29 protein-coding genes and 1 tRNA gene are annotated in these 18,811 nt (G+C 56.3%); 3 read left to right on the top strand and 27 right to left on the bottom strand.

The window, feature by feature from the left end; genetic code table 11:
* Nucleotides 1–67 precede the first annotated feature (67 nt).
* Complete coding sequence (mug, locus tag UR289_RS08965) at nucleotides 68–574, bottom strand: G/U mismatch-specific DNA glycosylase (RefSeq protein WP_029741755.1); 507 nt, start codon at nucleotides 572–574, stop codon at nucleotides 68–70.
* A 125-nt stretch (nucleotides 575–699) separates the two neighbouring features.
* On the opposite strand from mug, the gene UR289_RS08960 reads away from it, so the two are divergent.
* Nucleotides 700–775 (top strand) — tRNA-Ile (locus UR289_RS08960).
* Between the two features lie 81 nt (nucleotides 776–856).
* Here the strand turns inward: UR289_RS08960 and UR289_RS08955 are convergent.
* The 9 genes from UR289_RS08955 to UR289_RS08915 form a co-directional block, all read right to left on the bottom strand.
* A complete protein-coding gene (locus UR289_RS08955; RefSeq protein WP_029741756.1) occupies nucleotides 857–1,057 on the bottom strand; it encodes an ogr/Delta-like zinc finger family protein in 201 nt (66 codons plus the stop codon).
* A 67-nt stretch (nucleotides 1,058–1,124) separates the two neighbouring features.
* Complete coding sequence (locus UR289_RS08950; protein ID WP_320709786.1) at nucleotides 1,125–2,279, bottom strand: phage late control D family protein; 1,155 nt, start codon at nucleotides 2,277–2,279, stop codon at nucleotides 1,125–1,127.
* On the bottom strand, nucleotides 2,276–2,740 hold the full coding sequence (locus UR289_RS08945; protein WP_023309232.1) for a phage tail protein: 465 nt from the start codon (nucleotides 2,738–2,740) through the stop codon (nucleotides 2,276–2,278). The genes UR289_RS08950 and UR289_RS08945 overlap by 4 nt, the downstream gene beginning before the upstream one ends.
* Nucleotides 2,741–2,751: 11 nt before the next feature.
* Nucleotides 2,752–5,031 carry a phage tail tape measure protein gene (locus UR289_RS08940; protein ID WP_246946676.1) on the bottom strand — a complete coding sequence of 760 codons (2,280 nt, stop codon included), beginning with the start codon at nucleotides 5,029–5,031 and terminating at the stop codon, nucleotides 2,752–2,754.
* Nucleotides 5,024–5,143, bottom strand: coding sequence for a GpE family phage tail protein (locus UR289_RS08935; RefSeq protein ID WP_023616176.1), 120 nt, complete (start codon nucleotides 5,141–5,143; stop codon nucleotides 5,024–5,026). The genes UR289_RS08940 and UR289_RS08935 overlap by 8 nt, the downstream gene beginning before the upstream one ends.
* A gap of 32 nt (nucleotides 5,144–5,175) precedes the next feature.
* Nucleotides 5,176–5,484, bottom strand: a complete 309-nt coding sequence (locus UR289_RS08930; protein WP_023309234.1) for a phage tail assembly protein — start codon at nucleotides 5,482–5,484, stop codon at nucleotides 5,176–5,178.
* 56 nt (nucleotides 5,485–5,540) lie between these two features.
* The gene (locus UR289_RS08925) at nucleotides 5,541–6,059 is read right to left on the bottom strand and encodes a phage major tail tube protein (protein ID WP_023309235.1); all 519 of its coding nucleotides are present in this window, start codon (nucleotides 6,057–6,059) and stop codon (nucleotides 5,541–5,543) included.
* Between the two features lie 11 nt (nucleotides 6,060–6,070).
* Entirely contained in the window at nucleotides 6,071–7,258 is a 1,188-nt protein-coding gene (locus UR289_RS08920; protein ID WP_047060339.1) for a phage tail sheath protein, read from the bottom strand.
* A 58-nt stretch (nucleotides 7,259–7,316) separates the two neighbouring features.
* Entirely contained in the window at nucleotides 7,317–7,910 is a 594-nt protein-coding gene (locus UR289_RS08915; protein WP_320709784.1) for a recombinase family protein, read from the bottom strand.
* A gap of 125 nt (nucleotides 7,911–8,035) precedes the next feature.
* Here UR289_RS08915 and UR289_RS21865 point away from each other — a divergent pair, with 125 nt between their 5' ends.
* A complete protein-coding gene (locus tag UR289_RS21865) occupies nucleotides 8,036–8,344 on the top strand; it encodes a gp53-like domain-containing protein (protein WP_396349935.1) in 309 nt (102 codons plus the stop codon).
* An 8-nt stretch (nucleotides 8,345–8,352) separates the two neighbouring features.
* Entirely contained in the window at nucleotides 8,353–8,748 is a 396-nt protein-coding gene (locus UR289_RS08910; RefSeq protein WP_029742197.1) for a tail fiber assembly protein, read from the top strand.
* Here the strand turns inward: UR289_RS08910 and UR289_RS08905 are convergent.
* From UR289_RS08905 to UR289_RS08825, 17 genes are all read right to left on the bottom strand, one after another.
* On the bottom strand, nucleotides 8,732–9,328 hold the full coding sequence (locus tag UR289_RS08905) for a tail fiber assembly protein (RefSeq protein WP_320709783.1): 597 nt from the start codon (nucleotides 9,326–9,328) through the stop codon (nucleotides 8,732–8,734). The genes UR289_RS08910 and UR289_RS08905 overlap by 17 nt on opposite strands.
* Complete coding sequence (locus UR289_RS08900) at nucleotides 9,328–10,413, bottom strand: phage tail protein (protein ID WP_320709781.1); 1,086 nt, start codon at nucleotides 10,411–10,413, stop codon at nucleotides 9,328–9,330. The genes UR289_RS08905 and UR289_RS08900 overlap by 1 nt, the downstream gene beginning before the upstream one ends.
* A complete protein-coding gene (locus UR289_RS08895) occupies nucleotides 10,410–11,018 on the bottom strand; it encodes a phage tail protein I (protein ID WP_064673336.1) in 609 nt (202 codons plus the stop codon). The genes UR289_RS08900 and UR289_RS08895 overlap by 4 nt, the downstream gene beginning before the upstream one ends.
* The gene (locus UR289_RS08890; RefSeq protein WP_039260509.1) at nucleotides 11,011–11,919 is read right to left on the bottom strand and encodes a baseplate assembly protein; all 909 of its coding nucleotides are present in this window, start codon (nucleotides 11,917–11,919) and stop codon (nucleotides 11,011–11,013) included. Before UR289_RS08890 ends, UR289_RS08895 begins: the two co-directional genes overlap by 8 nt.
* A 5-nt stretch (nucleotides 11,920–11,924) precedes the next feature.
* Entirely contained in the window at nucleotides 11,925–12,275 is a 351-nt protein-coding gene (locus tag UR289_RS08885) for a GPW/gp25 family protein (protein WP_033146688.1), read from the bottom strand.
* A complete protein-coding gene (locus UR289_RS08880; protein WP_033146689.1) occupies nucleotides 12,272–12,913 on the bottom strand; it encodes a phage baseplate assembly protein V in 642 nt (213 codons plus the stop codon). Before UR289_RS08880 ends, UR289_RS08885 begins: the two co-directional genes overlap by 4 nt.
* 112 nt (nucleotides 12,914–13,025) lie before the next feature.
* Nucleotides 13,026–13,493 carry a phage tail protein gene (locus UR289_RS08875; protein ID WP_033146690.1) on the bottom strand — a complete coding sequence of 156 codons (468 nt, stop codon included), beginning with the start codon at nucleotides 13,491–13,493 and terminating at the stop codon, nucleotides 13,026–13,028.
* Nucleotides 13,456–13,701, bottom strand: coding sequence for an Rz1-like lysis system protein LysC (gene lysC / locus UR289_RS08870; RefSeq protein ID WP_320709778.1), 246 nt, complete (start codon nucleotides 13,699–13,701; stop codon nucleotides 13,456–13,458). The genes UR289_RS08875 and lysC overlap by 38 nt, the downstream gene beginning before the upstream one ends.
* The gene (gene lysB, locus UR289_RS08865) at nucleotides 13,589–14,002 is read right to left on the bottom strand and encodes an Rz-like lysis system protein LysB (protein WP_412730883.1); all 414 of its coding nucleotides are present in this window, start codon (nucleotides 14,000–14,002) and stop codon (nucleotides 13,589–13,591) included. The genes lysC and lysB overlap by 113 nt, the downstream gene beginning before the upstream one ends.
* An 8-nt stretch (nucleotides 14,003–14,010) precedes the next feature.
* Nucleotides 14,011–14,520, bottom strand: a complete 510-nt coding sequence (locus UR289_RS08860; protein ID WP_047060325.1) for a lysozyme — start codon at nucleotides 14,518–14,520, stop codon at nucleotides 14,011–14,013.
* Nucleotides 14,504–14,725: an HP1 family phage holin gene (locus UR289_RS08855; RefSeq protein ID WP_029741404.1), complete on the bottom strand. Its 222-nt coding sequence runs from the start codon at nucleotides 14,723–14,725 to the stop codon at nucleotides 14,504–14,506. The genes UR289_RS08860 and UR289_RS08855 overlap by 17 nt, the downstream gene beginning before the upstream one ends.
* Nucleotides 14,716–14,919, bottom strand: coding sequence for a tail protein X (locus UR289_RS08850; RefSeq protein WP_023309248.1), 204 nt, complete (start codon nucleotides 14,917–14,919; stop codon nucleotides 14,716–14,718). The genes UR289_RS08855 and UR289_RS08850 overlap by 10 nt, the downstream gene beginning before the upstream one ends.
* Before the next feature lie 179 nt (nucleotides 14,920–15,098).
* Entirely contained in the window at nucleotides 15,099–15,539 is a 441-nt protein-coding gene (locus tag UR289_RS08845) for a DinI-like family protein (RefSeq protein WP_033146693.1), read from the bottom strand.
* Nucleotides 15,540–15,648: 109 nt separating this feature from the next.
* Nucleotides 15,649–17,838 (bottom strand): replication endonuclease, encoded by a 2,190-nt coding sequence (locus tag UR289_RS08840; protein WP_320709773.1) that lies wholly within the window; start codon nucleotides 17,836–17,838, stop codon nucleotides 15,649–15,651.
* Between the two features lies 1 nt (nucleotide 17,839).
* Nucleotides 17,840–18,061 (bottom strand): TraR/DksA family transcriptional regulator, encoded by a 222-nt coding sequence (locus tag UR289_RS08835; protein WP_045404086.1) that lies wholly within the window; start codon nucleotides 18,059–18,061, stop codon nucleotides 17,840–17,842.
* Nucleotides 18,061–18,288: a DUF2732 family protein gene (locus UR289_RS08830; protein WP_029741400.1), complete on the bottom strand. Its 228-nt coding sequence runs from the start codon at nucleotides 18,286–18,288 to the stop codon at nucleotides 18,061–18,063. Before UR289_RS08830 ends, UR289_RS08835 begins: the two co-directional genes overlap by 1 nt.
* 68 nt (nucleotides 18,289–18,356) lie before the next feature.
* The gene (locus UR289_RS08825) at nucleotides 18,357–18,695 is read right to left on the bottom strand and encodes a DUF5347 domain-containing protein (RefSeq protein ID WP_033146696.1); all 339 of its coding nucleotides are present in this window, start codon (nucleotides 18,693–18,695) and stop codon (nucleotides 18,357–18,359) included.
* Nucleotides 18,696–18,811: the final 116 nt, after the last annotated feature.

Raw genomic sequence — 18,811 nt, 5'->3', positions numbered from 1 at the left:
CTTTTTTTTTGTTTATTCCCTCTCCCTATGGGAAAGGGTAAGGGTGAGGGCATCAGGCCTCAGAGGATTACAGCCCCCGCACCATCAGCGCCTCATCCAGCTCGCGATACGCTTCCACCAGCTTATCCAGCGTCGCCCTGTTGAGCCCGCTCGGGTTCGGCAGCACCCAAACCTGCGTAACGCCAATCATGATGCTCTGCTTGCCCCACTGCGTTCCACGCTGGCTAAACGCCTGCTCGTAGGCCTGCTTGCCGAGGATCGCCAGCGCGGCCGGCTGATAATCCTCTATCTTCTTGATCAGCTCCCGCCCGCCGCTGCGCAGCTCATGCAGGTTGACCTCGCTTGCCTGCACCGTAGGCCGCTCGACCAGCATGGTGATCCCGCAGCGCGTATCCAGCAGATGCTGCTCCTCTTCGGGCTTGAGTAGCCTGTCGGTAAACCCGGCCTGGTAGATCACCTTCCAGAAGCGATTACCCGGATGGGCAAAGTGAAAACCGGTGTGCGCCGAGGACTTACCCGGGTTGATTCCGCAGAACACCACCCGCAGGCCAGGGGCCAGAATATCGTTGATCATCTTTACTCCCGATCGATACATCGTCAGGGAAGTATAAAGGATTGATTATGCGTTGTTTATAAAAACAGCAGGCAGGTGTGAATGGCTGGATTGCTGCGGGGAGTTACTTTATAATTCACCGCCACGGCCCCTTAGCTCAGTGGTTAGAGCAGGCGACTCATAATCGCTTGGTCGCTGGTTCAAGTCCAGCAGGGGCCACCAAATTTTAGTTTTAGAATCATATGATTAAGCCACTCAATTGAGTGGCTTTTTTATTGATTTTTTGAGCCGGCAACGCAGCCGCTAACCGTGGTTTAGCGAAGCCGTTCGGACACGCTCAGAGGCGCCCGGGGTCGCGATCAGGCGCTCCACGGACTCCATCGTCACGAACGTACAGCTGCAGTCTACATTGGTGCACTGGTGATAGCGCTCTTTGGTATTTTCACTTAGATAGCGACTGGTACGCGCATGCGCAGAGTGCTTGCACTTAGGACAATGAAACATGTACCCCTCCACTTGATTCACATTTTGTGAATCAATAATACCCAAAATAAAACCAATAGCAACTACATTACTCACTATCAACAGTAAATTTTTCGTCGCTGACGTTCAGCTCAAGCTTAAGCTGCGTGGTAAATCCGCTATCGTTGAGGGTATGCACCACCTCGCTGATGATCCACGCCTGCTCGTCGATGACGCGTTTAAAACCGTTTACCAGTACCGGCGTTTCGGGGAACAGATCGGCGCGTCCCAGGGCAAGCTGGATGGAAAACTCTACGGTTCCCCGCTGAAGCGCGCGCCACTTCGCCTCTGCGGCCCTGAGCGCCTGCTCTTCAGAGGCATAAACCGTGGTGAGCTCAAATACGTTTTCCGCCGATCCCACCAGCCTCTCTTGCGGTTTCTGCTCCTTGCCTGCTGCTCCCGCTACCAGTGCGGCGGCATCCGGGTGCTGCAGTGCTTCTGTCTGCTGCCCTCCGGACTGACGAGCAATACTCAATTGAGGATTTTGTTGTTTGGGGTCACGCGTTTGCAGCCATTTGGCCGTTACGCCGGAATAATTTTCACGGTCAGCTATGGAAAAAAGGTGCTTATCTCCATCCCCACGTTCAATCATCATTAAGGAAAGCGGAGTGCCGCTGGCCGTCACGGCCTGGCCCGCTTTCATAAAGATAATCTTCCCGGCTTTGATTGAAACAAATGCTCCATTACGTTCAGCAAGGCGGGAGAGGAAGGCCGCGTCTGTCTCCTGAGACTGGTCAATATGAGAGATGGCGATGGATGCAAGCCCCGACGCGACGCTGGCGGTCAACTGGTTACGCTGAGCGATGGTATCGACTATCGCGCCAATCGTCGTGTCATGCCACGACTGTTCGCGCCGCACGTTTAGCTTTCCACGAAAATCTGCGCTGAATCCCTGGATGGTCAGCGTGTCCGGCGCGCCCCGGAAATGAATCGCATCAATCGTAAAGTCCCCTTTCTCCTCGAGCGGGGTTCCCTCCCATCCCAGCCATAAGGACAGCCTTGCCCCCCGGGCAGGCAAGTCCAGCAGCCCGTCGGAATCATCCAGCAGAATATCCAGCTGATCGGCTTCCAGCCCCCGTTTGTCGGTCATGGTCAGGCTGATAAGACGATGGCTGAAATTTTGCGTGATATCACGATCGTCAAGCTTAAGCATAAAATCAGGGGCGATTTTTCCACCCGCCCGGATATTCATTTCGGCGATCATCCCACCAGCCCTCCAATGCTATTCCGTGCGCTTTCCACCAGCTCTGAGGCCTGCGTTCGCAGGTCGCCAAACGTCGTCATCAGCGATTCGTCCACGCGTTTTAGCGACAGGGTAAACTCAATTTTTCGGGCGGTACCGTCACTGTAAAAATCCGAATGCGTGTGCGTGACTTTCTCAATGACAAACATGCCGTGAATGATGCCGGTACCGTCTATCAACGGCCATGCCCGCCCCTCATTTGCCATCAGCTCAACCGCCTTGAGGGAAAGCCGCCCTCCCGTGAGTTCCGGGTAAAGTAAGCCGGAGAGGCTAAAGGATGTCTCACCTTCGCCAAGGTACTGCCAGGCTTTGGGTTTCCCGATGCGAGCGCTGGATGCCCAGCGGTAGTCTTTTGTGAATATCATTGACTGATACGGTAAGGTTCGTCGTTCAAAGACAAACAGACCCAGCACCATTAACATTTTTTCTCTCCTCAACCATACATAAAGCTGGATTGCTGCCGTCTCGCTTTATCCTGTTCAATGCTATCTATCGTCTCCCGGATTTGACGCGTCAGATCCGTTCCGGAGGCCGTGCTCCCCTGCAGCGTGATGTTATATTCGCTTTTACTCTGATCGACGTAAGAGCGTCCTCCAGTAGCGATGGTCGGCTGATACCCCAGGCTGCCGCCAGAAATCCCCGCGCCCGGAATATAAGCGCTGCCCGCCGGTGAGGATGCCGCTTCTGCTTTTGCCGCAGCGGCGTCGAGATCGCCCGACTCGTTTTTGATAAGACCGAGCTTCTCCAGCAGCCAGCTGGCCTTGCCGCTCAGGCTATTAAAGAGATCAAGCGGTGCCATTAACGCATCGCCCAGCGCCTGACCAAAAATCACGCCAGCGTTTTTACAGCCATCCAGCGTTTCCTGCGTTGCCTTGATCGGCGTAATCAAGTCGGTGAACCATTGCCAGATACCACCCAGCTTCTCCGAGATAGCGTCAAATACTGCCATCACCGGTGAGAACAGCGCCCCCAGCGGTGCGAAAGCCGTCGAAAGCCCTTCCATCACCCCGCCAAAGAAGGCGCTGATGGGCTCCCAGTATTTAAAAATCAGTAAAGCACCGGCAGCAATCGCCGCGCCAAGGGCAATCACCGGCCAGCTAAGCGCGCCCAGCACCGTCATGATGGCGCCTCCCACCACGCTGAATACCGTTCCCAACATCCCGGCCGCGGTAATAACCATATTGACGCCCGTCAGAACCGGGCCGATAACCGTGCCTACGCCACCCAGTACGCCAGCAAACGCCTGCGCGCCGACAACAATGCTGGCGAGGGTCTGCGTCAGCTCAGGGTTGGCATTCACCCAAAGGGAGGCCGTGCCAAGCCAGCCGGTTGCGGTTGTTATCAGGTTGCGCAGAGCGCCATCCGCTTGATCAAATACATCAATCTTCAACCCGTTCCACGCGGCCTGGAATCGGTTGATATCGCCGTCAAGATTATCGGTCTGCACGGAAGCCGCGAGCGCGGTACTGCCCTTTGCCCCCTGCAACTGCTGGCGTTTTTCATCAAGCGATCCATCACCCGCAGCGGAAGCCACCGCCCCCGCAGCTTTTATGGCATCCGGAGTCTGAACGTGGCGCAACATCGCGCTGAGCGCATCCCCGGCGGCGGCACCTTTCATTCCTTTTTCCGCCAGAACGCCAAGCAGCGCGGTGGTCTCTTCAAGCCCCATACCGGATGCACCCGCAGCGGGCGCAGCAGAGGTGACGGCCGCCACCATCTCAGCGAGGCTGGAATTCGAAGAGGTAGAACCGCGCATAAGCACATCTGCGATGCGTCCCGCATCCGTATCGGCCAGGCTATACGCGGCCTGCGTGCTGGCGATCATATCGGCCGCTTTAGCCGCGTCGACACTCCCCGCGAGGCTGAGGTTGACCGTTGGCGCGGTGGCCGCAAGCAGCCCATCGGCGTCATACCCTGAACGAGCCAGTTCGGTTTGTGCCCGGAGGACCGTATCTGCAGGTACTCCAGTCCCGGCACTGACCTCCCGCGCCTGCTGGCGAATCGCCTCAAGCCGGGGATCCCCCTTCGCCAGGCCAAGGTTTGCCTGAATGGCCGACATCTGCTTTTCAAAGCTGATGCCTGGCGCCATAAACCGGGACGTCTGGTCAAATCCCGCTTTTGCCATGCCCGCGCCCGCATTCGCAAGCTGACGCACCCGCGCGGTAACGCGTTTGCCTGACTCGTAGCGATTCTGAACGGCACTCAGCCGCTCCTGCTGCTGATTGACGCGGGCCAGCGCATCCCGCTGTCGGTTAAGCTGCTGCGTTTTTTCACTGATGTGACTTTTTAAACGACGTTCATCCGACGAGAGCGTGCGCGTGTTCACTCCCGCCTGAGCGAGTTCAGTGCGCTGACGCTGCACCGAGTAGCGTAAGCTGTTGTACTCATGCTTCAGGTCGACTGCCGATTTTCGGGCCGCAGTCAGCGCATCAGCCTGCGCCTGGGTGGGGTTTTGCGTGTTTTTAAACTGTACCGCCAGCGCCGCGGCCTGCTGTTTCGCCTGAGCAAGCGACTGCTCCGTCGTGGCGAGCCGGGCATTTGCTTTTCTGAAGCCGTTAATGCGCCCCGCCTGCTCATCGAGCGCCCCCAGCGCCGTCTGCGCATCGCGGATATCGCTCGCGAGAGTGAGGCTGGCGTTCTGGAGAGCGTTAAGCGGTCGGGTTGCCCGGTCGACTGCCTTAAGCAGCTCCTGAAGACTGACATTATTACTCATGGTGGTTTCCGCTTCGCTGCAGCGCTTTTTCGCGCCATAAGAGGAGTTCGGTCACGCTAAGGGAGTACAGTTCTGACGGCGGCCAGTGAAAAATCACCGCGATATCCGCCATCAGATCGTCGACCGACACATTTTCGGGAAATTTTAGCGAGCCGAAGCCGGTGACAAAAAACCGATCACCTTACCTGCAAAAGAGAGCAGATCGCAGGCATCCAGGCGTGCAACCTCATGCTCGGTCAGCGCTGGGGAGGTCATTCGCGGCAGCACCTTAATCAGCGCATCAACGTCAGATTGCGCCAGCGACGCCAGCGATACGCCGCGCAGGGTCCCCGCATTGGGTTTTGCGACGGTCACCTTTTCGATTTTTTGCTCGCCGCGCTGAACGGGGCTATCAAGCGTGACGATATGTGGGTTTTCACTTTCGTTCATGGCGGTCTCGTTGATATTTTCCATTTCGTTACTCTTCTGAAAGTTAACTCACCGGCCGGTCATCCCGGCCGGTTAAAGGGTTACAGGCCGATGGCCTTACGGTGTTCTGCCAGGCGATCGACGCCATCGACTTTGAGCACCATATTGATGATGTCGATTTCGATGATCTCTTTGCCATCAATGGTCAGCTGATAGTAAGCGCACTCGGTGGACATCTTGGTGGTGCCGCTCTCGCCCTGCTTGTTTTCACCGCCATCAAACTCTTTATGACGGCCGCGCATGACGATTTCGACGGCGGAGATTTCGCCGGTATCATCGCGCTGATAAGAGCCGGTAAAGCGCAGCGGCACGCTGTCCGCGCCCGGAGAGGCGTACTGCGCCCACAGCGCGGCGTCCGGCAGACCGCCGACGGTCCACTCCAGCGCCAGGGCATCATCGTCCAGGCCGAGGTCGACAGAGACCGAGCCCGGCATACCGCCGCCGCGATACTTCTCCAGCTTGCGGGTAAGCTTCGGTAGGGTCACGGACTCGACAACGCCCATATAGCTCAGGCCATCGTTGAACATATTTAGGTACTTAAGTTTGCGTGGTAACGCCATGCTTCAGCTCCTTAGCTGTTAACCGAATCTGACAGGTCTGCCAGATAGGTATCGGTGATGCGCTGGCGCAGGGTCAGATTTTCCAGCGGCGGGACAGGGGTGTAGTCGTAATCGATATACAGTTTCCCCGCTTTCAGGGTGGTTGCATCGTTCGACTCAGGGTCATACCAGCAGGAGCCGTCGACGATATAGCCGTTGGTTTTCAGCTCGCGGAACTTGGCGTTAATACCGGAAACGATGTCGCGAATAAGCGTTGGCGTGATGGGTTTATCCATCGCCCACGCGTGCGCTTCCGCCATGGTATCGGCCAGCACCTGTGCGGTACGGGTGTAGTTTTCAAAGACGAATAACGGATCGTCTGAGCAGGTACGGTTACCCCAGAATTTAAAGCCGTCGTTGCGAATCAGCGTGGTGACGCCAGCCTGGTTGAGCAGGTTCGCGTCGGTAGCCTGTTCCTGCAGATCCCAGGAGACAGAAGCGCTTACGCCAGTAACGCCGTTGACGCCAACGTTTGACAGGGTTTTATGCCAGCCCATGGTCTGGTCGATTTTGGCGCGCAGGCCAAGCGCGCGGGCGGTCGCCCAGGCCGTTGTCGTTGCGTTCGTGGTGGTATCCCATGCCAGAAAATCAGGATGGATAACCATCAGCTCGCGCTGGCTGAAGTTTTTGCGATAATTAATCGCTTCAGAAATGGTTTTACATCCCCATGCGCTGACATAGCCGAACGCGCGCAGGCTCTGGCACATGGCGGCCAGTGCGGTCGCCACTTCCTGAGAATCCAGCCCCGGCACGCCGAGAATACGTGGCTTGACGCCGGTTACCGTTTTCGCCGTGAGAAGCGCCTTCAGACCGGTATATTTACCGTTTTCATCGGTAGTACCGATGATGTTGGAAACGGTCTGCTTGCGCGCCTCTTCCGGGGTTTCAGCGGTGCCTTCGGCCACGCGAACAACCACGACAACCGGTTTGCACTGGTCGGCGATCGCCTGCAGAGAAGCGGACAGCGTCCCCGCCTTGCCGGCTTTCGCAATCGCGTTTTGCACGTTGGTAATGAGCACGGGCTCGTTTAAAGGAAATGTCTTGTCGTCAGCATCGCTGGCCGTACAGACCATGCCGATGATTGCCGTCGAGACAGTGGAAATGGTGCGGGTGCCATCGTTGATTTCGATAACTTCCACGCCGTGGTGAAAATCACTCATCCGTTTAACTCCTTGGTTAGTTGGTGAGTGATATTGTCGCGGCTGGGCTTGCTATGAGCTAACCATCCCTGTCCAGCGGCCGCTGGCACAACGATTTTCCGACTATCGTGGCGGGGAATTTTTTATAAAGCGTGGAAATACCTACATCAAAAATTAACGCAACGCGCTGTCGGGATTCCCCGGAAGCAATCAGCCTGCCAGCCTGAGCCCATTCCTCCTGCGTCAATTTAGGGCGTCGGCCACCAATTCGTCCCTGTTCTCGCGCTGCGGCCAGCCCGGCGCACGTCCTCTCGACAATGAGTTCACGCTCCATTTCAGCAAGCGCCCCCATGATATGGAAGAAGAAACGACCCATTGGCGTTGAGGTATCAATGCTATCAGTCAAACTGCGGAAGTTAATGCTTCGCTGGCGTAGTTCCTCGGTCATTGAAACGAGGTGGCGCATACTGCGCCCGAGCCGATCAAGTTTCCATACAACGAGAGTATCGCCCGCATTAAGTTGTCTGAGAGCTCGATTGAGTCCCGGTCTGTTTGTCGATTTACCGCTGATTTTATCTTCAAAAATGAGCTCACATCCTGAACGCTGCAGCGCGTCACGCTGTAAGGCGGTGTTTTGTTCATTTGTTGACACGCGTACGTAGCCAATAAGCATGGTATTTCTCTCCGTCAAAACCGGAAATCATGCCATTTAATGGATAAACACGCATTTTCAAAAACCTTGGTTTGAAAGAAGCGGCTAAAAGGGATGTTGGGACTGGCGCTAACCAGATTCCAGATATGGCATCATTCTCCAGTTCACAGAGTTCGCCGGGCTTTCAAAAGCTACCTTCTGGTTTGATCCTACAGTGGGGCATCGTTAGCGGAGGCTCAAGCTATACAGTTACTTTTCCAGTGAGCTTCCCCATAAGGACACTCATGTTAATGGCAATCCCACATACAACTTCAGCGGCAGGAGTTACCTCAGTAGGCGTAGCAAACTGCTCTGATTTGGGTACATCTCAGTTCTATATCGTTGTTGGGAAAGTTAGCCAGGGTGCAATGATTGAATACGAACGCGCCTGTTACTGGTTCGCTGTTGGTATATAGGAGACAAAATGATTTATTTTTCCAAGTCGTCAAATGGCTTTTTCCTGGACAGCATAAACGACAATATGCCTGCTGATATCGTCGAAATTAACGCTGATTTATACAACGCCCTAATGGCGGGACAGCAAAATGATGGGAAGGTTATCGAATCAGATGATGATGGATATCCAATTCTTGTATCGCCCAAAGTTGACCATATTGCACAGGCAGAGAATCAGCGCGCGCAATTGCTGGCAACGGCTGATAATGTTACGGCAGACTGGCGAGTTGAGTTAATGCTGGGTGATATCAGCAATGAGGACAAAGCAAAATTATCATCATGGATGGACTATAAGAAGGAAGTGAAAGCCGTCGATACGTCGACGGCTCCTGATGTTAGCTGGCCTGTTAAACCGGCGGTGTAGGCCATTTAATATTTGGCGCAGCGTCAGGAACGACCGCGTGCAATTCCTTTATGTAGGTCAGCCAGAGTATCAGGCTGGCCTTATCTTTATCACTAATAATGCCTAACTGTAGTTCGGTCTGCCATATATTGATCGTTGTTTGCGCCTCTGAAAGTAACGCAACTTTTTGTTGCTCCGCCGCTTTCACGTCCGCCGCGTGCTGCGCTTTAGTATCAATCACCCACTCATTACCATTCCACGTGTCATGATATGTCGCAGGTGCCAGCGTGGTAGTGCCGTCAGGGTAATCCCCCGGTGCTGTGATGACAATCGCTTCGCCTGTTTCAGTGCTGTATACCGTTTCACCACGGTGATCAGCCATATATTCCCAAGCTGTAAAATCTGCCTTCCGGCATATGGTAAATCCCTCTTTGTCTTCGCCCGGAGAGTCAATGCATGATTTAGCCGGAATGCCGACGCCGACCGGCAAATATTCAACCGAGGAGGAAAGATATTCGCGCGTCTCACCATCGTAGTTAAAAACAGTTATATCACCGGTCACTGTAGCAATAAGCTCATTGTTTAATTTTGCCTTCGCCATTATGCGGCCCTCACGATGTAGTTAAATGCGATGTTGCGCGGACGAGTTTCTGCTGCAGAACGCGCGACAAGGGATGAATCAAAGACAAGATCGACCCCCTGATAATCGGAATTCTGTCCGTTAGTATTTGGGTAAATAGAGCTTCCGCGTTTAAAAACCCCGCTAACATTAGACGTGCTGCTATTCACGAAGCCAGTTGCAGCACCATTACTTGCTGAACCAGTCATTTTTTGAAGGGCATCGAGCTGCAGAGAAAGCAGCGTTCGACCAGCATCAATGCCACGTACATCATCCCAGCCTCGGATAAACTCACCGCGTAAATCAGGTAATCTGAGTGCAGGATAAGCCAGAGCCAATTTAGGGTACTGGGAGGCTGTAAACGCCGCTCCGTTGCATTTAAGCCACCCCGTCGGTGGAGTTGCTGATGTCCATGGAACGGGTACACCCACCGGCAAAGCAGAGCCTTCTCCCAAACCAAGGTTTTTGAGAACCTCAGCGCTCAACCCTGCATCGGCAATTTCTTTTAACGCATTGGCGATTAAAGGGTACTGTTTATGCGGATTATCAGCAGCAATATGCTTTTTCATCTGATCATCAGCGTAGCCCTTTACCTCAATAACTTTATCGTCAACGTACTGACGCGTTGCCAGCACAACCGACGGATCAATTTTCAGGGAAATTGACGATGTGCTCGACACAATAAGAATCATGCGGATGGTCTGCGTGCGGCCACTGCCTTCCTGCAGCTGAGGCTTATATGTCTCCGGGCAGTTAGCCACGGCGATCAGAATGCCGTCGTCGTCATAGAGACCGATCTCTCGGATCCAGAAACCGCCCTCATTCTCGGGAATAATCTGTTCAGCGATGATCTGGCTGGTATTGTTTGGGTCAACAGCGAGCAGGTTCAGCGGCGCTATGCGTTTTTGGTTGACGAGCTTCGTCTGCGCCGGGTCGGGGGTTGGCAACGTTCCGTTGGCGTCGCCTACCGCCATTTGCGTCAGGTTGAGTTGCGTACCAAGTGCCGTCGCGTTAGCTAGCCGCGCCGCGCCCTGATTCGTCAGTATGGCAAAATATTTTGCGGTCATGCGTTCACTCTCAGGTTATCAATCAAATGGATGGCCGAGGCCGGGTAATAATCACCACAGACAATAAGTTCCTCAGTGGTATAGGGGTAAACAGCCAGCGCATCGCCGTGATAGCATCCTGCGCCAACATAAAACTCTCCCGTTGAGCTCAGGCTGATAGCCAGCCCGGTCATGTGTCTACTTGCCGGTTTGGCATCCTCAATGAGCCGTTCAAGCTCCTGATACATTTCGTCAGTGATGCCGTTATCAAGCACACCGACAACCAGACGGAATGTGCCAGGCTCCTCACCGAGCTGCCACCACTCGCGCACCTCAATCAAAAAGCCAAGCGGTTCCACCACACGACGCAATGCGCTGATGGTTCCTTTGTGCTGATGGACGAAAAACGAGGACATAATGACGCTGCGCTTCGTGCTCTCCGGCCACGCCTCATCCCAACGGTCTACCGACAGCGCCCATGCCAGGTAGGGAAGTAAATTCACCGGGCACGCGCTGGGGTTCCATAAGGTGCGTAGCGGTACCGGCACTCGTTCAATATTCGAGAGCGCAGCGGCAGCGGCGACTTCCAGCGGCGAGGATCCAACGGGTAACAGCCTTTCACTCATCCGAACCCCCGATCGCTATCTGATACGAGGTACAGTTCGAGGCCTGCGACTTACTCAGTACAATGTCAGAGTGGGGAGATTCCAGTTCCACGCGCTGCACGCCTTCAACGTGAAGTGCTGCATAGATGGCCGAGAGACGGATATCGCGTCCAAGGCGATGCTGCGCGCTGATATAATTCCGCAGCTTCTGCTCTGCAGCTTGCCTGATGGGTTCAGCTTCTGGTCCGGGATAAACGTAGAGCGTTGCGTTTATCTTGTAAGGCACAATTTCTGCTGACTGGACAGTTACACGATCGCCGACCGGGCGGACGGTTTCAGCGTTAAGCGCTTTTTCAACAACCGCCAGTAGTTCAGGACGAGCGGTACCATCCCCCTCACGGGATAACACCGAAATCGTCACGTATGCGGGCTGAGGGCTTTCAACCGAAACGTCAGCGACCCGCCCGTCGGCACTTCGACCATGATATTCATAGGCTCCAACCGGCCCCGCGACGCTCAACCCTTCAAAGGCCTGCTGCGCACGCAGTCGCAGGTCAGCATCAGACTCCATGACGGCAGCCGTTGGCGGAATGGTAGTGTCATCGCCCGGGGTGATGGTCAGGCGTTCGGTATTATTGTTTCCCGCAATAACGTCCAGATCGTGACCGGAAGAATAGGCCAGCGTCACGGCCAGCGCAGCCTCATTAACCCGCTGGCGCCAGATAACTTCCCGGTAGGCATTCTCCTGCAGCAGCTTCACAATCGGCTCGGATTCCAGCGTCAGCGTCCGTGCAATCGCCTCTCGCTCCTCTTCCGGATAGAGGGAGACAAAGGTGGCCTTTCGTTCTGCCAACAGCGTTTCATAATCCACCTCCTCCACGACATCAGGCGCGGCGAGCTGGCTCAGATCAACAATAGCCATAGCGTTTAACTCAGTGAAATAGTGATAGAAAAGGATTGCCCGGAGGTGGGGCGCGTGCCGGTGATATCGACATACAACGTCCCGTCGTTCTCCGAACGCTCGAAAGTGATGGCCGTCAGGCTTATTCGCGGCTCCCATTTCTGGATGGCGGAATAACAGGCGGCCATGATTTGCAGACGCAGCGCCGGGCTCTGCGGCCTGTCGATCATCGCCGCCAGCAGCGAGCCGTAATCCCGCCGCATGACCCGCGAGCCAATCGGCGTAACCAGAATGTCGCGCACGCTTTGCCGGATGTGTTCCGCCTCTGAAAGGCTAAGCCCGGTCTGCCTGTTCATCCCCCTGTAACGCACCGTCATTGTGTCCCCTTAGTCCAGCTTCCGCCGCTTTGCACACTGCCGTGCGCGTGGTTATCCACCTGCACCCCGTTGGAGGTGAATTTACCGCCGGAATGCTCAATATTTCCGGCCATCACACCGCCCTTCTGCACTTCAAGAGAGGCAGTAATTAACTTGTTAGTGCACACCACTTCAGGCGTATCCAGCGTGATGCGGGACGTTGACGTCACCCTCACCTCCGGCACGGTGGCGGTCAGCGATTCAGAGGCGGTAATATCGGCCGTTTTAATGCCTGTAACCGTCAGCGCCCCGTGACCGGGTTCGTACTCGATGACCGCCCCGTCAGGAAACGAGACGTGGAACGCATCAGGCGACCCGGACGGCGCCGGATGGTCGTCAGAGAAAATGCCGGGCAGCACAAAGGCGGTATCAAGCTCGCCGCCGATGGCCAGCAGCAGCACCTGCTCTCCCTCGGAAGGGGCCCACCAGACGCGTGAACGTCCCGCACGACAGGTGAGCCAGTTCAGCCAGGTGGTTTTCATCCCGCCGGTCTGGACACGACAAAGCCCTCTGCTGAGGTCAACATCGGTCACAACACCGATACGAATAAGATTGCGGATCGCGCGAGCGATGCCGTTCATGGAAGTTAATGTATTCATGAGAAGAGAATGCCGTTCAGGAGGAACGGCAGCAACGAGACGGGGTTTTCTGCGGGATGATACAACAAGCGGTCCAGACGGCAGTCGGATGGCGGCCTTCAGCGCGGGGAAATTACTCCTCCCACTGGCTGACCAGCTCGCCGTTAACGTACAGCGCCTTCGGACGCGTGACGGGCTCCGGCAGCGGCGGCTCGGGGGAATACGTCGCGTGCAGAGCGCCCTGCTCCTGGGAAACAAGAATACGCTCGGTTAATTGCACGCTGATGGTGATATCCATCGTATCGTCATCGTTTAAGACGATCGCGAAGGTGTAACCGTTTTTGCGGCCTTCATCGAGGGTAAAAATATCCGGCTGGTTTACCCGAAGCCAGGCCAGCACCGGGACGAAAAATCCCTCGCTGTCGCCGGTGAAGCCGCTAACCTTCGCGTTCAGCGCATACCGCTTTTCAAAGGAGAGCGAGGAGGCCTGGCGGGCGTCAATATTGCCGCCTCCGACCGACATCTGCAGGCGCTCCGGGTTGGCATTGAGTTGGGGGATCGCGTCAATTAATGCCTGACGCAGGCTCTTGAGTTTGTGCATCGAGTTTATCCTGACAGTCTTTAATGGTTTCAACCTGCAGCGCGCAGGCGATAAGGGCGTATTCCAGCCTGCGAATATCCGCGCTGAGATCGCCGTTAGTGGCGGGTTCGCTTCCCGGCATCGGGCAAAGGCTCACCTTCGGGCAGGCGTTGTAAACAATGGGCTGCAGAGGCGCAGGCGGTGCGGGTGTGCAGCCTGCGGACAGCATCAGGCAGCTGAGCGGTATACCAGCGGCGTAACGCTTCATTTTCATTGAGTAATCTCCCGATAGTCGCTTCCCGTCTTGCCCTCTCCTCGCCCGCGGTGACAAGCTCCTCACGGAGCCTGACCTGGGCGTTTTCATTTGCTCTGGCCATCCGCTGCGACAGGGACAGCTGCTGATTAAGCGTGGCGAGGGCGGTTTTTTGCTCGCTGGCGACCCGGTTGGCCGCGGCTAAGGAACGGGACAGGTTCAGGTTGTCATGACGAAGCCACAGCGCGATGGCCAGCAGCCCGGCCAGCGCCAGCATGAGCGTTCTCACGACAGCCCCTTCATGCACCAGGCCTTCTCGCGGACGCGACGGTTTTCCAGCCCGGCATTTTTTACGCCGTTGACGTACACCCAGCGGGTAAGCTGCCCGCATGCCTGCACCCACTGTTTACGTTTGATAAAGGACACCAGCGTCGAACGGCAGGCGGCGCCTGCGCCGACATTAAAGGTAAAACTCACCAGCGCGTCATAGACCCGGGGCGGCATCTCTACTGGCGCACACGCCGCCAGACGCCGCTCAACATTGAGCACATCAGCGACCAGATTTACCGCGGCCTCACGCTCGGTAATGTCCCGCGTCGGCACAACGTTTGCCGTGTGGCCAATGCCGGACGTCCATACGCCGGCGCTACACCGGTAGGGCGAGAGGCGACATCCTTCGAGATCGGCAATCAACGCCAATCCTTCCGGGGACGTTTTCAGTAATCGAAAGTCAGGCATCAGCACCGCCAGGGCCAGCACGCCGGCGACGCTGCAACGCTTAATGATTGAGTTCACGAATGCTCTTCTTATCGAGGCCAAGAGACTGGAGATAGCGCCAGGTTTTTCGCTTAAACCAGTAATTCGTTAATGCGGTAAAAATGGCGCAAAGACTCCCGACGTACAGCGCGACTTTTTCAGGAGACATCGCCCCGAACCAGGCCAGCGCCACGGCCAGCCAGTAGGCGATAAACGTGGTGATTTTCTCCAGGCTCAGTCCCATAGGTTTACGGATTCTTTTGTGGGGGCGCTATTCACCTCCGGCATCTCTACCGGCGTGCCGTGAGGCAAGATAACGCCTAACTCCGCGAGGCCAGGATTGGCCTTCAGAACGGCTTCAACGACGCCAGCCGTGCGCCCATAAAAGCGGGCGCAAACGGCATCAAGCGTGTCCCCCTGCATTGCATAGATTTTCATCAGACGCTCCCAACATCCGGTTTCCAGGTACTGTAGAGTTTCCCGGGCCAGCAGGCTTTTCGCTATCGCTGACGGATGGACAATCGCGGGCACAACAGATCGTCCGCGAGCGGCGAAGCGTGGTTCAACGGAAGCGCAAAACAGGAATGAGGGTGTTGGTACGGGTTATGACGCCGGGGCTAGCGCCAGCTCTCGTCTTCCCAGACTTCCCGGAGGATAGCGTCCAGCGCCTCGCGATCGGCTTCTTTTTCAAGCCCCTGGAGCTCGACACCCGTCACCGATCCTATTTTCACGTTCACCCGCGATGACGGAAACAGGGATCGTATTCTGCGGGTCAGTTCGCACTGAAAGGCCTCAACGACGGCATGATCGATCTGCTGATCTTTATCGAGAGTAATGTTCACCCGAACGTTGCCCTCTTTTTTGATTCGTTCCGGAACAGGCGATGCTGAGAACACAACGGTAAATGCGTTGTTCTTAATTAAATTTCCCCGCGCAATCTCAGCAATCAAATTCAGGGCAATCTCACGATCTCTTTCCTGACACGTTCCTTCCGTCGTCAGTCGCGCAATCAGCTCGACTCGTTCAATCATGACCTGCTCGTTCAACTCTCTGTCCACACAACCTCCACCACGAGATACTGTATAAACATACAGTAGCACGTATTCATAAAAAGAGTGAAGCGAAAAATCAGAACCCTTCACGGTATGTACATGATATGGATGGAGATTAGCGGGTTCTCTGAGCGAAGAGATCCGTTAAATACCCAATACGTTCAAGGATTTTCCGCGCCTTTTGCTGGTAAGAACACGGTGCCGGAAATAGCGATCCGTCGGCTGCACCCCTGCACCATTTATCGTTAAAGCGGCTGATGCCTCCCGCCATCAGATGCAGGGCTTCTGCCCGGCTGATGGCTATCCCGGTGGCGAGCCGTATCTCATCGATCACCTTCTCCGGCACGCCGTTCTGCGGGTCGCTCGCGAAGACGACGGGCGCTGTCGCGCCAGGGCGGATGAATTTGATGCGTTCGGTTAACGCCCGCCTCGCACGTCGGCTGAGGGGTTGAGAAAGATCGGTCTGCGTACAGTTATTGACAGAACTCCGAGAGGATACGGGCGCGTCCTTAAGATCCGCGGCCCGCTTCGGCACAATTTTCCACTGCGTGAGCCGGGTTAAAACTGGGCTGCCCGCGCCAACGGCAGAATCGTACACGCCGCGGATGCGGACCGTTTCCTCGCCGTACTGGTTAAACCCGGCGCGCGGCTCATACAGCGTGCGCACCTGTAAATCATCGCGACGCACAAACGGCCCGCCCTGCGCAGTAACGTAACCCGCCCAGTCCCCGGCGTCGGCAGCCTCCTGGACGGCAGCAAACTCAACGCTCAGACCGCGCGCGGCCTCGGCATCCACCAGACGCCGCAGCTCGCGGTAGACCGTTACCGGCGCGCCGCCGATGAACTGAAACTGGCGAATGTGCCAGCGCCCTGCCCAGGCCGACACGGCGGACGCCGTCTCCTTCAGCAGACCACCGCTTTCGCTATCGGTCTCGCCATCGAGCGCATAGCCGTCGATATTCTTTGAGATGTATTTGGCGATATAGCCGGTAGCACTGCCTTTCTGCGGATCGATCGCGTCCGCGTGAAAGCGCGCCTGTCTGGCGTCTTCGCTCTGCAGCTCAGCGCCATCCTCCTGCCGGGCGTAATCCCCGATAATCCGGCGAACGCATTCGACGTCTTCCGGCAGCATAAACATCAGCATGTGCCAGTGGGGCGTACCGTCGTGATGGGGTTCCGCAACGCGGATACCAAAGATACGGCGCCCGTCCCGGTGCAGTTTTGCCCGGATACGCGCCCACAGGCGGGTAAAGTAGATTTGCGTATCCGCCGGGCTGGCCCCGTTCCACTTCGCGTTGGGGAAGCCTGATTTCAGCGTCGCGTGATACTGCGCGGGCGCGGTTAAGGTATAGAACTCGCCCACGTAGCCCAGCGCCTCACAGATATTTTCAAACCCGCGGATGCGGGTCATCAGTTCACAGCGACGTATCGCCGGGTTGGCCGCCGAGCTGTCGTATTTTTCAATCAGGCTGATGCGGTTGCCCTCTTCATCTTCCAGCTCCATGCCCTTGAGAAATTCGCGCGTGCGGCGCTTCTGCTCGCGCCACTCGGTCACGCAGCGTTTGCTCGCATACGCCGTTCTCCGTTTGCTGACGTTGCCGAGGGCAATCTGCAAATGCTCGCGCCAGGCAGCCGCGACCCGACGCAGGCGCCCGCGCCACCACGCCTCGGAAAACATGCGGATCACCGCCGCGGCAACGTCATCTTTGTTGAAAAACGTCTTCGACACCCGCTCCCAGTGCGGAGGCGACACGTTGAACTGTCGGGCGATCAGTCCGGCGCGCTGATACCAGACGTACAGCGTCTGGTATTCACCCATCTCAGCATCGTTAATATTCGCCAGCTCGCCGCGAATAAAGCTGGCGATATCTGCGGCCAGCAGGTCGAGGTCCGCGCGGGACATATCCGTAAGGCGGTTATAGCGGGCCACCAGTTCGACCATCCGCGAGGCGAGGTATTGCAGAAGCTGAGTGTCGAAATGGCCGTCAAACATGGCCCTCGAGACCTCGTCGTGCAGGCCTGTGCAGGAATAGCGATCAGAGACCCGCCTCAGACGGGGTAACATCCTTTTGCAGAAGCGGATCAAAAAGGCGTTAGCCTGCGGGCTGCCCCGATGCTGTTCGAGGGCGTCAACCGTGCGCCAGACCTCGAAGCGTACGCAGTCAGGCTGCTGTGAGAGGGAAATTCTTGCCTGCTGCAGCGCCGCGAAAAGGCGATCGCGGCGCTGCTGTTGGGCGTGGGTGAGATAAGGGCTGGCAATGGCCGACCGTGGGGCATTCCACGGATAAGCAAATGACGTAGCCAACTTATCCTCCCCGGACGTGTTTATTTTTCATCTCCGCGATCTCCTGGCAGGTCACGCACAGGGCTACGCCGGGCACCGCTATTCGGCGCGCCTCCGGTATCGGCGCCTCGCAGTCCTCGCAGAGGAAACGCGAAGGCGATGCGGGTCGTCTGCGGGCGCGATTAATGTATCGCTCTCTGTCTTCCTGCTCGCGCGCCTGCGCAAGATCGATAAAATCGGCCATCAGTGCAGCTCCTGGGATTCACGCTCGTAGCGAGCCGCCTCGTGGCACAGCAGTTCGGCAACGTCTTCTCCGCTCATGCCGGTTTTGTAGATATGGCTCGCCAGCGCCTCCAGACGCAGGGAGACCGCGAGGGCTCGCGCGCATCGTTCCTCTGTTTTTGCCTCTGCCAGCAGGCGCTTCAGTTCTTCACTTCCGGTCGGATAAGGGCGGTTTTCACTGTTTCGCATCACGCGTTCTCCTTAAATTCAGGCAAAAGGATGCCCGGCGGGTTTACGCCATTAGTTTTTGGGTTGGGTTATATCGGCATGGTCAGCCGTTCAGGAAATAAACTCACGACAGCACGAAAATGATTCATGGCGTTAATCAGCGCCCTTTTCTCCTCTGTGGTTAGCTCACTGAGCTCGCACTCATGACGGGCGACGGGCAATCTCGCCAGGAAAAAGAGGGCGGCCAGCGCCCTGCTGTTCTCCTCAAAACAGGGATCGCGCTTATCGCGCAGCTCAGCCATAAACCGCGCCAGCTCTTTTCCGCTATCGCTCCCGTATCGGGCGCGCAGTTCAGCGATGTGGTTAAGCCCGCTAAGGCGAGCTCCCACGCTAAGTGGAACCCTTGCACGGGCAGCTTCTATCGCCATATCTCCCCTCGCGTAAACTCACGCACGCTAGTGCGCTGAAAACGGGCACAGCACGGTTTTTTCCGCCGTTTGATGATTGCGATTTCAGATGCCATGCTGCATGATTCCCATTTTGA

The organism is Enterobacter sp. 302C9, from assembly GCF_034106085.1.
Lineage (GTDB): Bacteria > Pseudomonadota > Gammaproteobacteria > Enterobacterales > Enterobacteriaceae > Enterobacter > Enterobacter asburiae_B.
Note: the sequence above shows the minus strand (reverse complement) of the source record. Positions and strands in the feature narration are given on the sequence as shown.

What these genes read in the sequence shown, in the direction of transcription:
- mug (WP_029741755.1), bottom strand. Translation starts at nt 574, where the DNA reads ATGATCAACGATATTCTGGCCCCTGGCCTGCGGGTGGTGTTCTGCGGA.
- UR289_RS08955 (WP_029741756.1), bottom strand. Translation starts at nt 1,057, where the DNA reads ATGTTTCATTGTCCTAAGTGCAAGCACTCTGCGCATGCGCGTACCAGT.
- UR289_RS08950 (WP_320709786.1), bottom strand. Translation starts at nt 2,279, where the DNA reads ATGATCGCCGAAATGAATATCCGGGCGGGTGGAAAAATCGCCCCTGAT.
- UR289_RS08945 (WP_023309232.1), bottom strand. Translation starts at nt 2,740, where the DNA reads ATGTTAATGGTGCTGGGTCTGTTTGTCTTTGAACGACGAACCTTACCG.
- UR289_RS08940 (WP_246946676.1), bottom strand. Translation starts at nt 5,031, where the DNA reads ATGAGTAATAATGTCAGTCTTCAGGAGCTGCTTAAGGCAGTCGACCGG.
- UR289_RS08935 (WP_023616176.1), bottom strand. Translation starts at nt 5,143, where the DNA reads ATGGCGGATATCGCGGTGATTTTTCACTGGCCGCCGTCAGAACTGTAC.
- UR289_RS08930 (WP_023309234.1), bottom strand. Translation starts at nt 5,484, where the DNA reads ATGGAAAATATCAACGAGACCGCCATGAACGAAAGTGAAAACCCACAT.
- UR289_RS08925 (WP_023309235.1), bottom strand. Translation starts at nt 6,059, where the DNA reads ATGGCGTTACCACGCAAACTTAAGTACCTAAATATGTTCAACGATGGC.
- UR289_RS08920 (WP_047060339.1), bottom strand. Translation starts at nt 7,258, where the DNA reads ATGAGTGATTTTCACCACGGCGTGGAAGTTATCGAAATCAACGATGGC.
- UR289_RS08915 (WP_320709784.1), bottom strand. Translation starts at nt 7,910, where the DNA reads ATGCTTATTGGCTACGTACGCGTGTCAACAAATGAACAAAACACCGCC.
- UR289_RS21865 (WP_396349935.1), top strand. Translation starts at nt 8,036, where the DNA reads ATGGCATCATTCTCCAGTTCACAGAGTTCGCCGGGCTTTCAAAAGCTA.
- UR289_RS08910 (WP_029742197.1), top strand. Translation starts at nt 8,353, where the DNA reads ATGATTTATTTTTCCAAGTCGTCAAATGGCTTTTTCCTGGACAGCATA.
- UR289_RS08905 (WP_320709783.1), bottom strand. Translation starts at nt 9,328, where the DNA reads ATGGCGAAGGCAAAATTAAACAATGAGCTTATTGCTACAGTGACCGGT.
- UR289_RS08900 (WP_320709781.1), bottom strand. Translation starts at nt 10,413, where the DNA reads ATGACCGCAAAATATTTTGCCATACTGACGAATCAGGGCGCGGCGCGG.
- UR289_RS08895 (WP_064673336.1), bottom strand. Translation starts at nt 11,018, where the DNA reads ATGAGTGAAAGGCTGTTACCCGTTGGATCCTCGCCGCTGGAAGTCGCC.
- UR289_RS08890 (WP_039260509.1), bottom strand. Translation starts at nt 11,919, where the DNA reads ATGGCTATTGTTGATCTGAGCCAGCTCGCCGCGCCTGATGTCGTGGAG.
- UR289_RS08885 (WP_033146688.1), bottom strand. Translation starts at nt 12,275, where the DNA reads ATGACGGTGCGTTACAGGGGGATGAACAGGCAGACCGGGCTTAGCCTT.
- UR289_RS08880 (WP_033146689.1), bottom strand. Translation starts at nt 12,913, where the DNA reads ATGAATACATTAACTTCCATGAACGGCATCGCTCGCGCGATCCGCAAT.
- UR289_RS08875 (WP_033146690.1), bottom strand. Translation starts at nt 13,493, where the DNA reads ATGCACAAACTCAAGAGCCTGCGTCAGGCATTAATTGACGCGATCCCC.
- lysC (WP_320709778.1), bottom strand. Translation starts at nt 13,701, where the DNA reads ATGCTGTCCGCAGGCTGCACACCCGCACCGCCTGCGCCTCTGCAGCCC.
- lysB (WP_412730883.1), bottom strand. Translation starts at nt 14,002, where the DNA reads ATGCTGGCGCTGGCCGGGCTGCTGGCCATCGCGCTGTGGCTTCGTCAT.
- UR289_RS08855 (WP_029741404.1), bottom strand. Translation starts at nt 14,725, where the DNA reads ATGGGACTGAGCCTGGAGAAAATCACCACGTTTATCGCCTACTGGCTG.
- UR289_RS08850 (WP_023309248.1), bottom strand. Translation starts at nt 14,919, where the DNA reads ATGAAAATCTATGCAATGCAGGGGGACACGCTTGATGCCGTTTGCGCC.
- UR289_RS08835 (WP_045404086.1), bottom strand. Translation starts at nt 18,061, where the DNA reads ATGGCCGATTTTATCGATCTTGCGCAGGCGCGCGAGCAGGAAGACAGA.
- UR289_RS08830 (WP_029741400.1), bottom strand. Translation starts at nt 18,288, where the DNA reads ATGCGAAACAGTGAAAACCGCCCTTATCCGACCGGAAGTGAAGAACTG.
- UR289_RS08825 (WP_033146696.1), bottom strand. Translation starts at nt 18,695, where the DNA reads ATGGCGATAGAAGCTGCCCGTGCAAGGGTTCCACTTAGCGTGGGAGCT.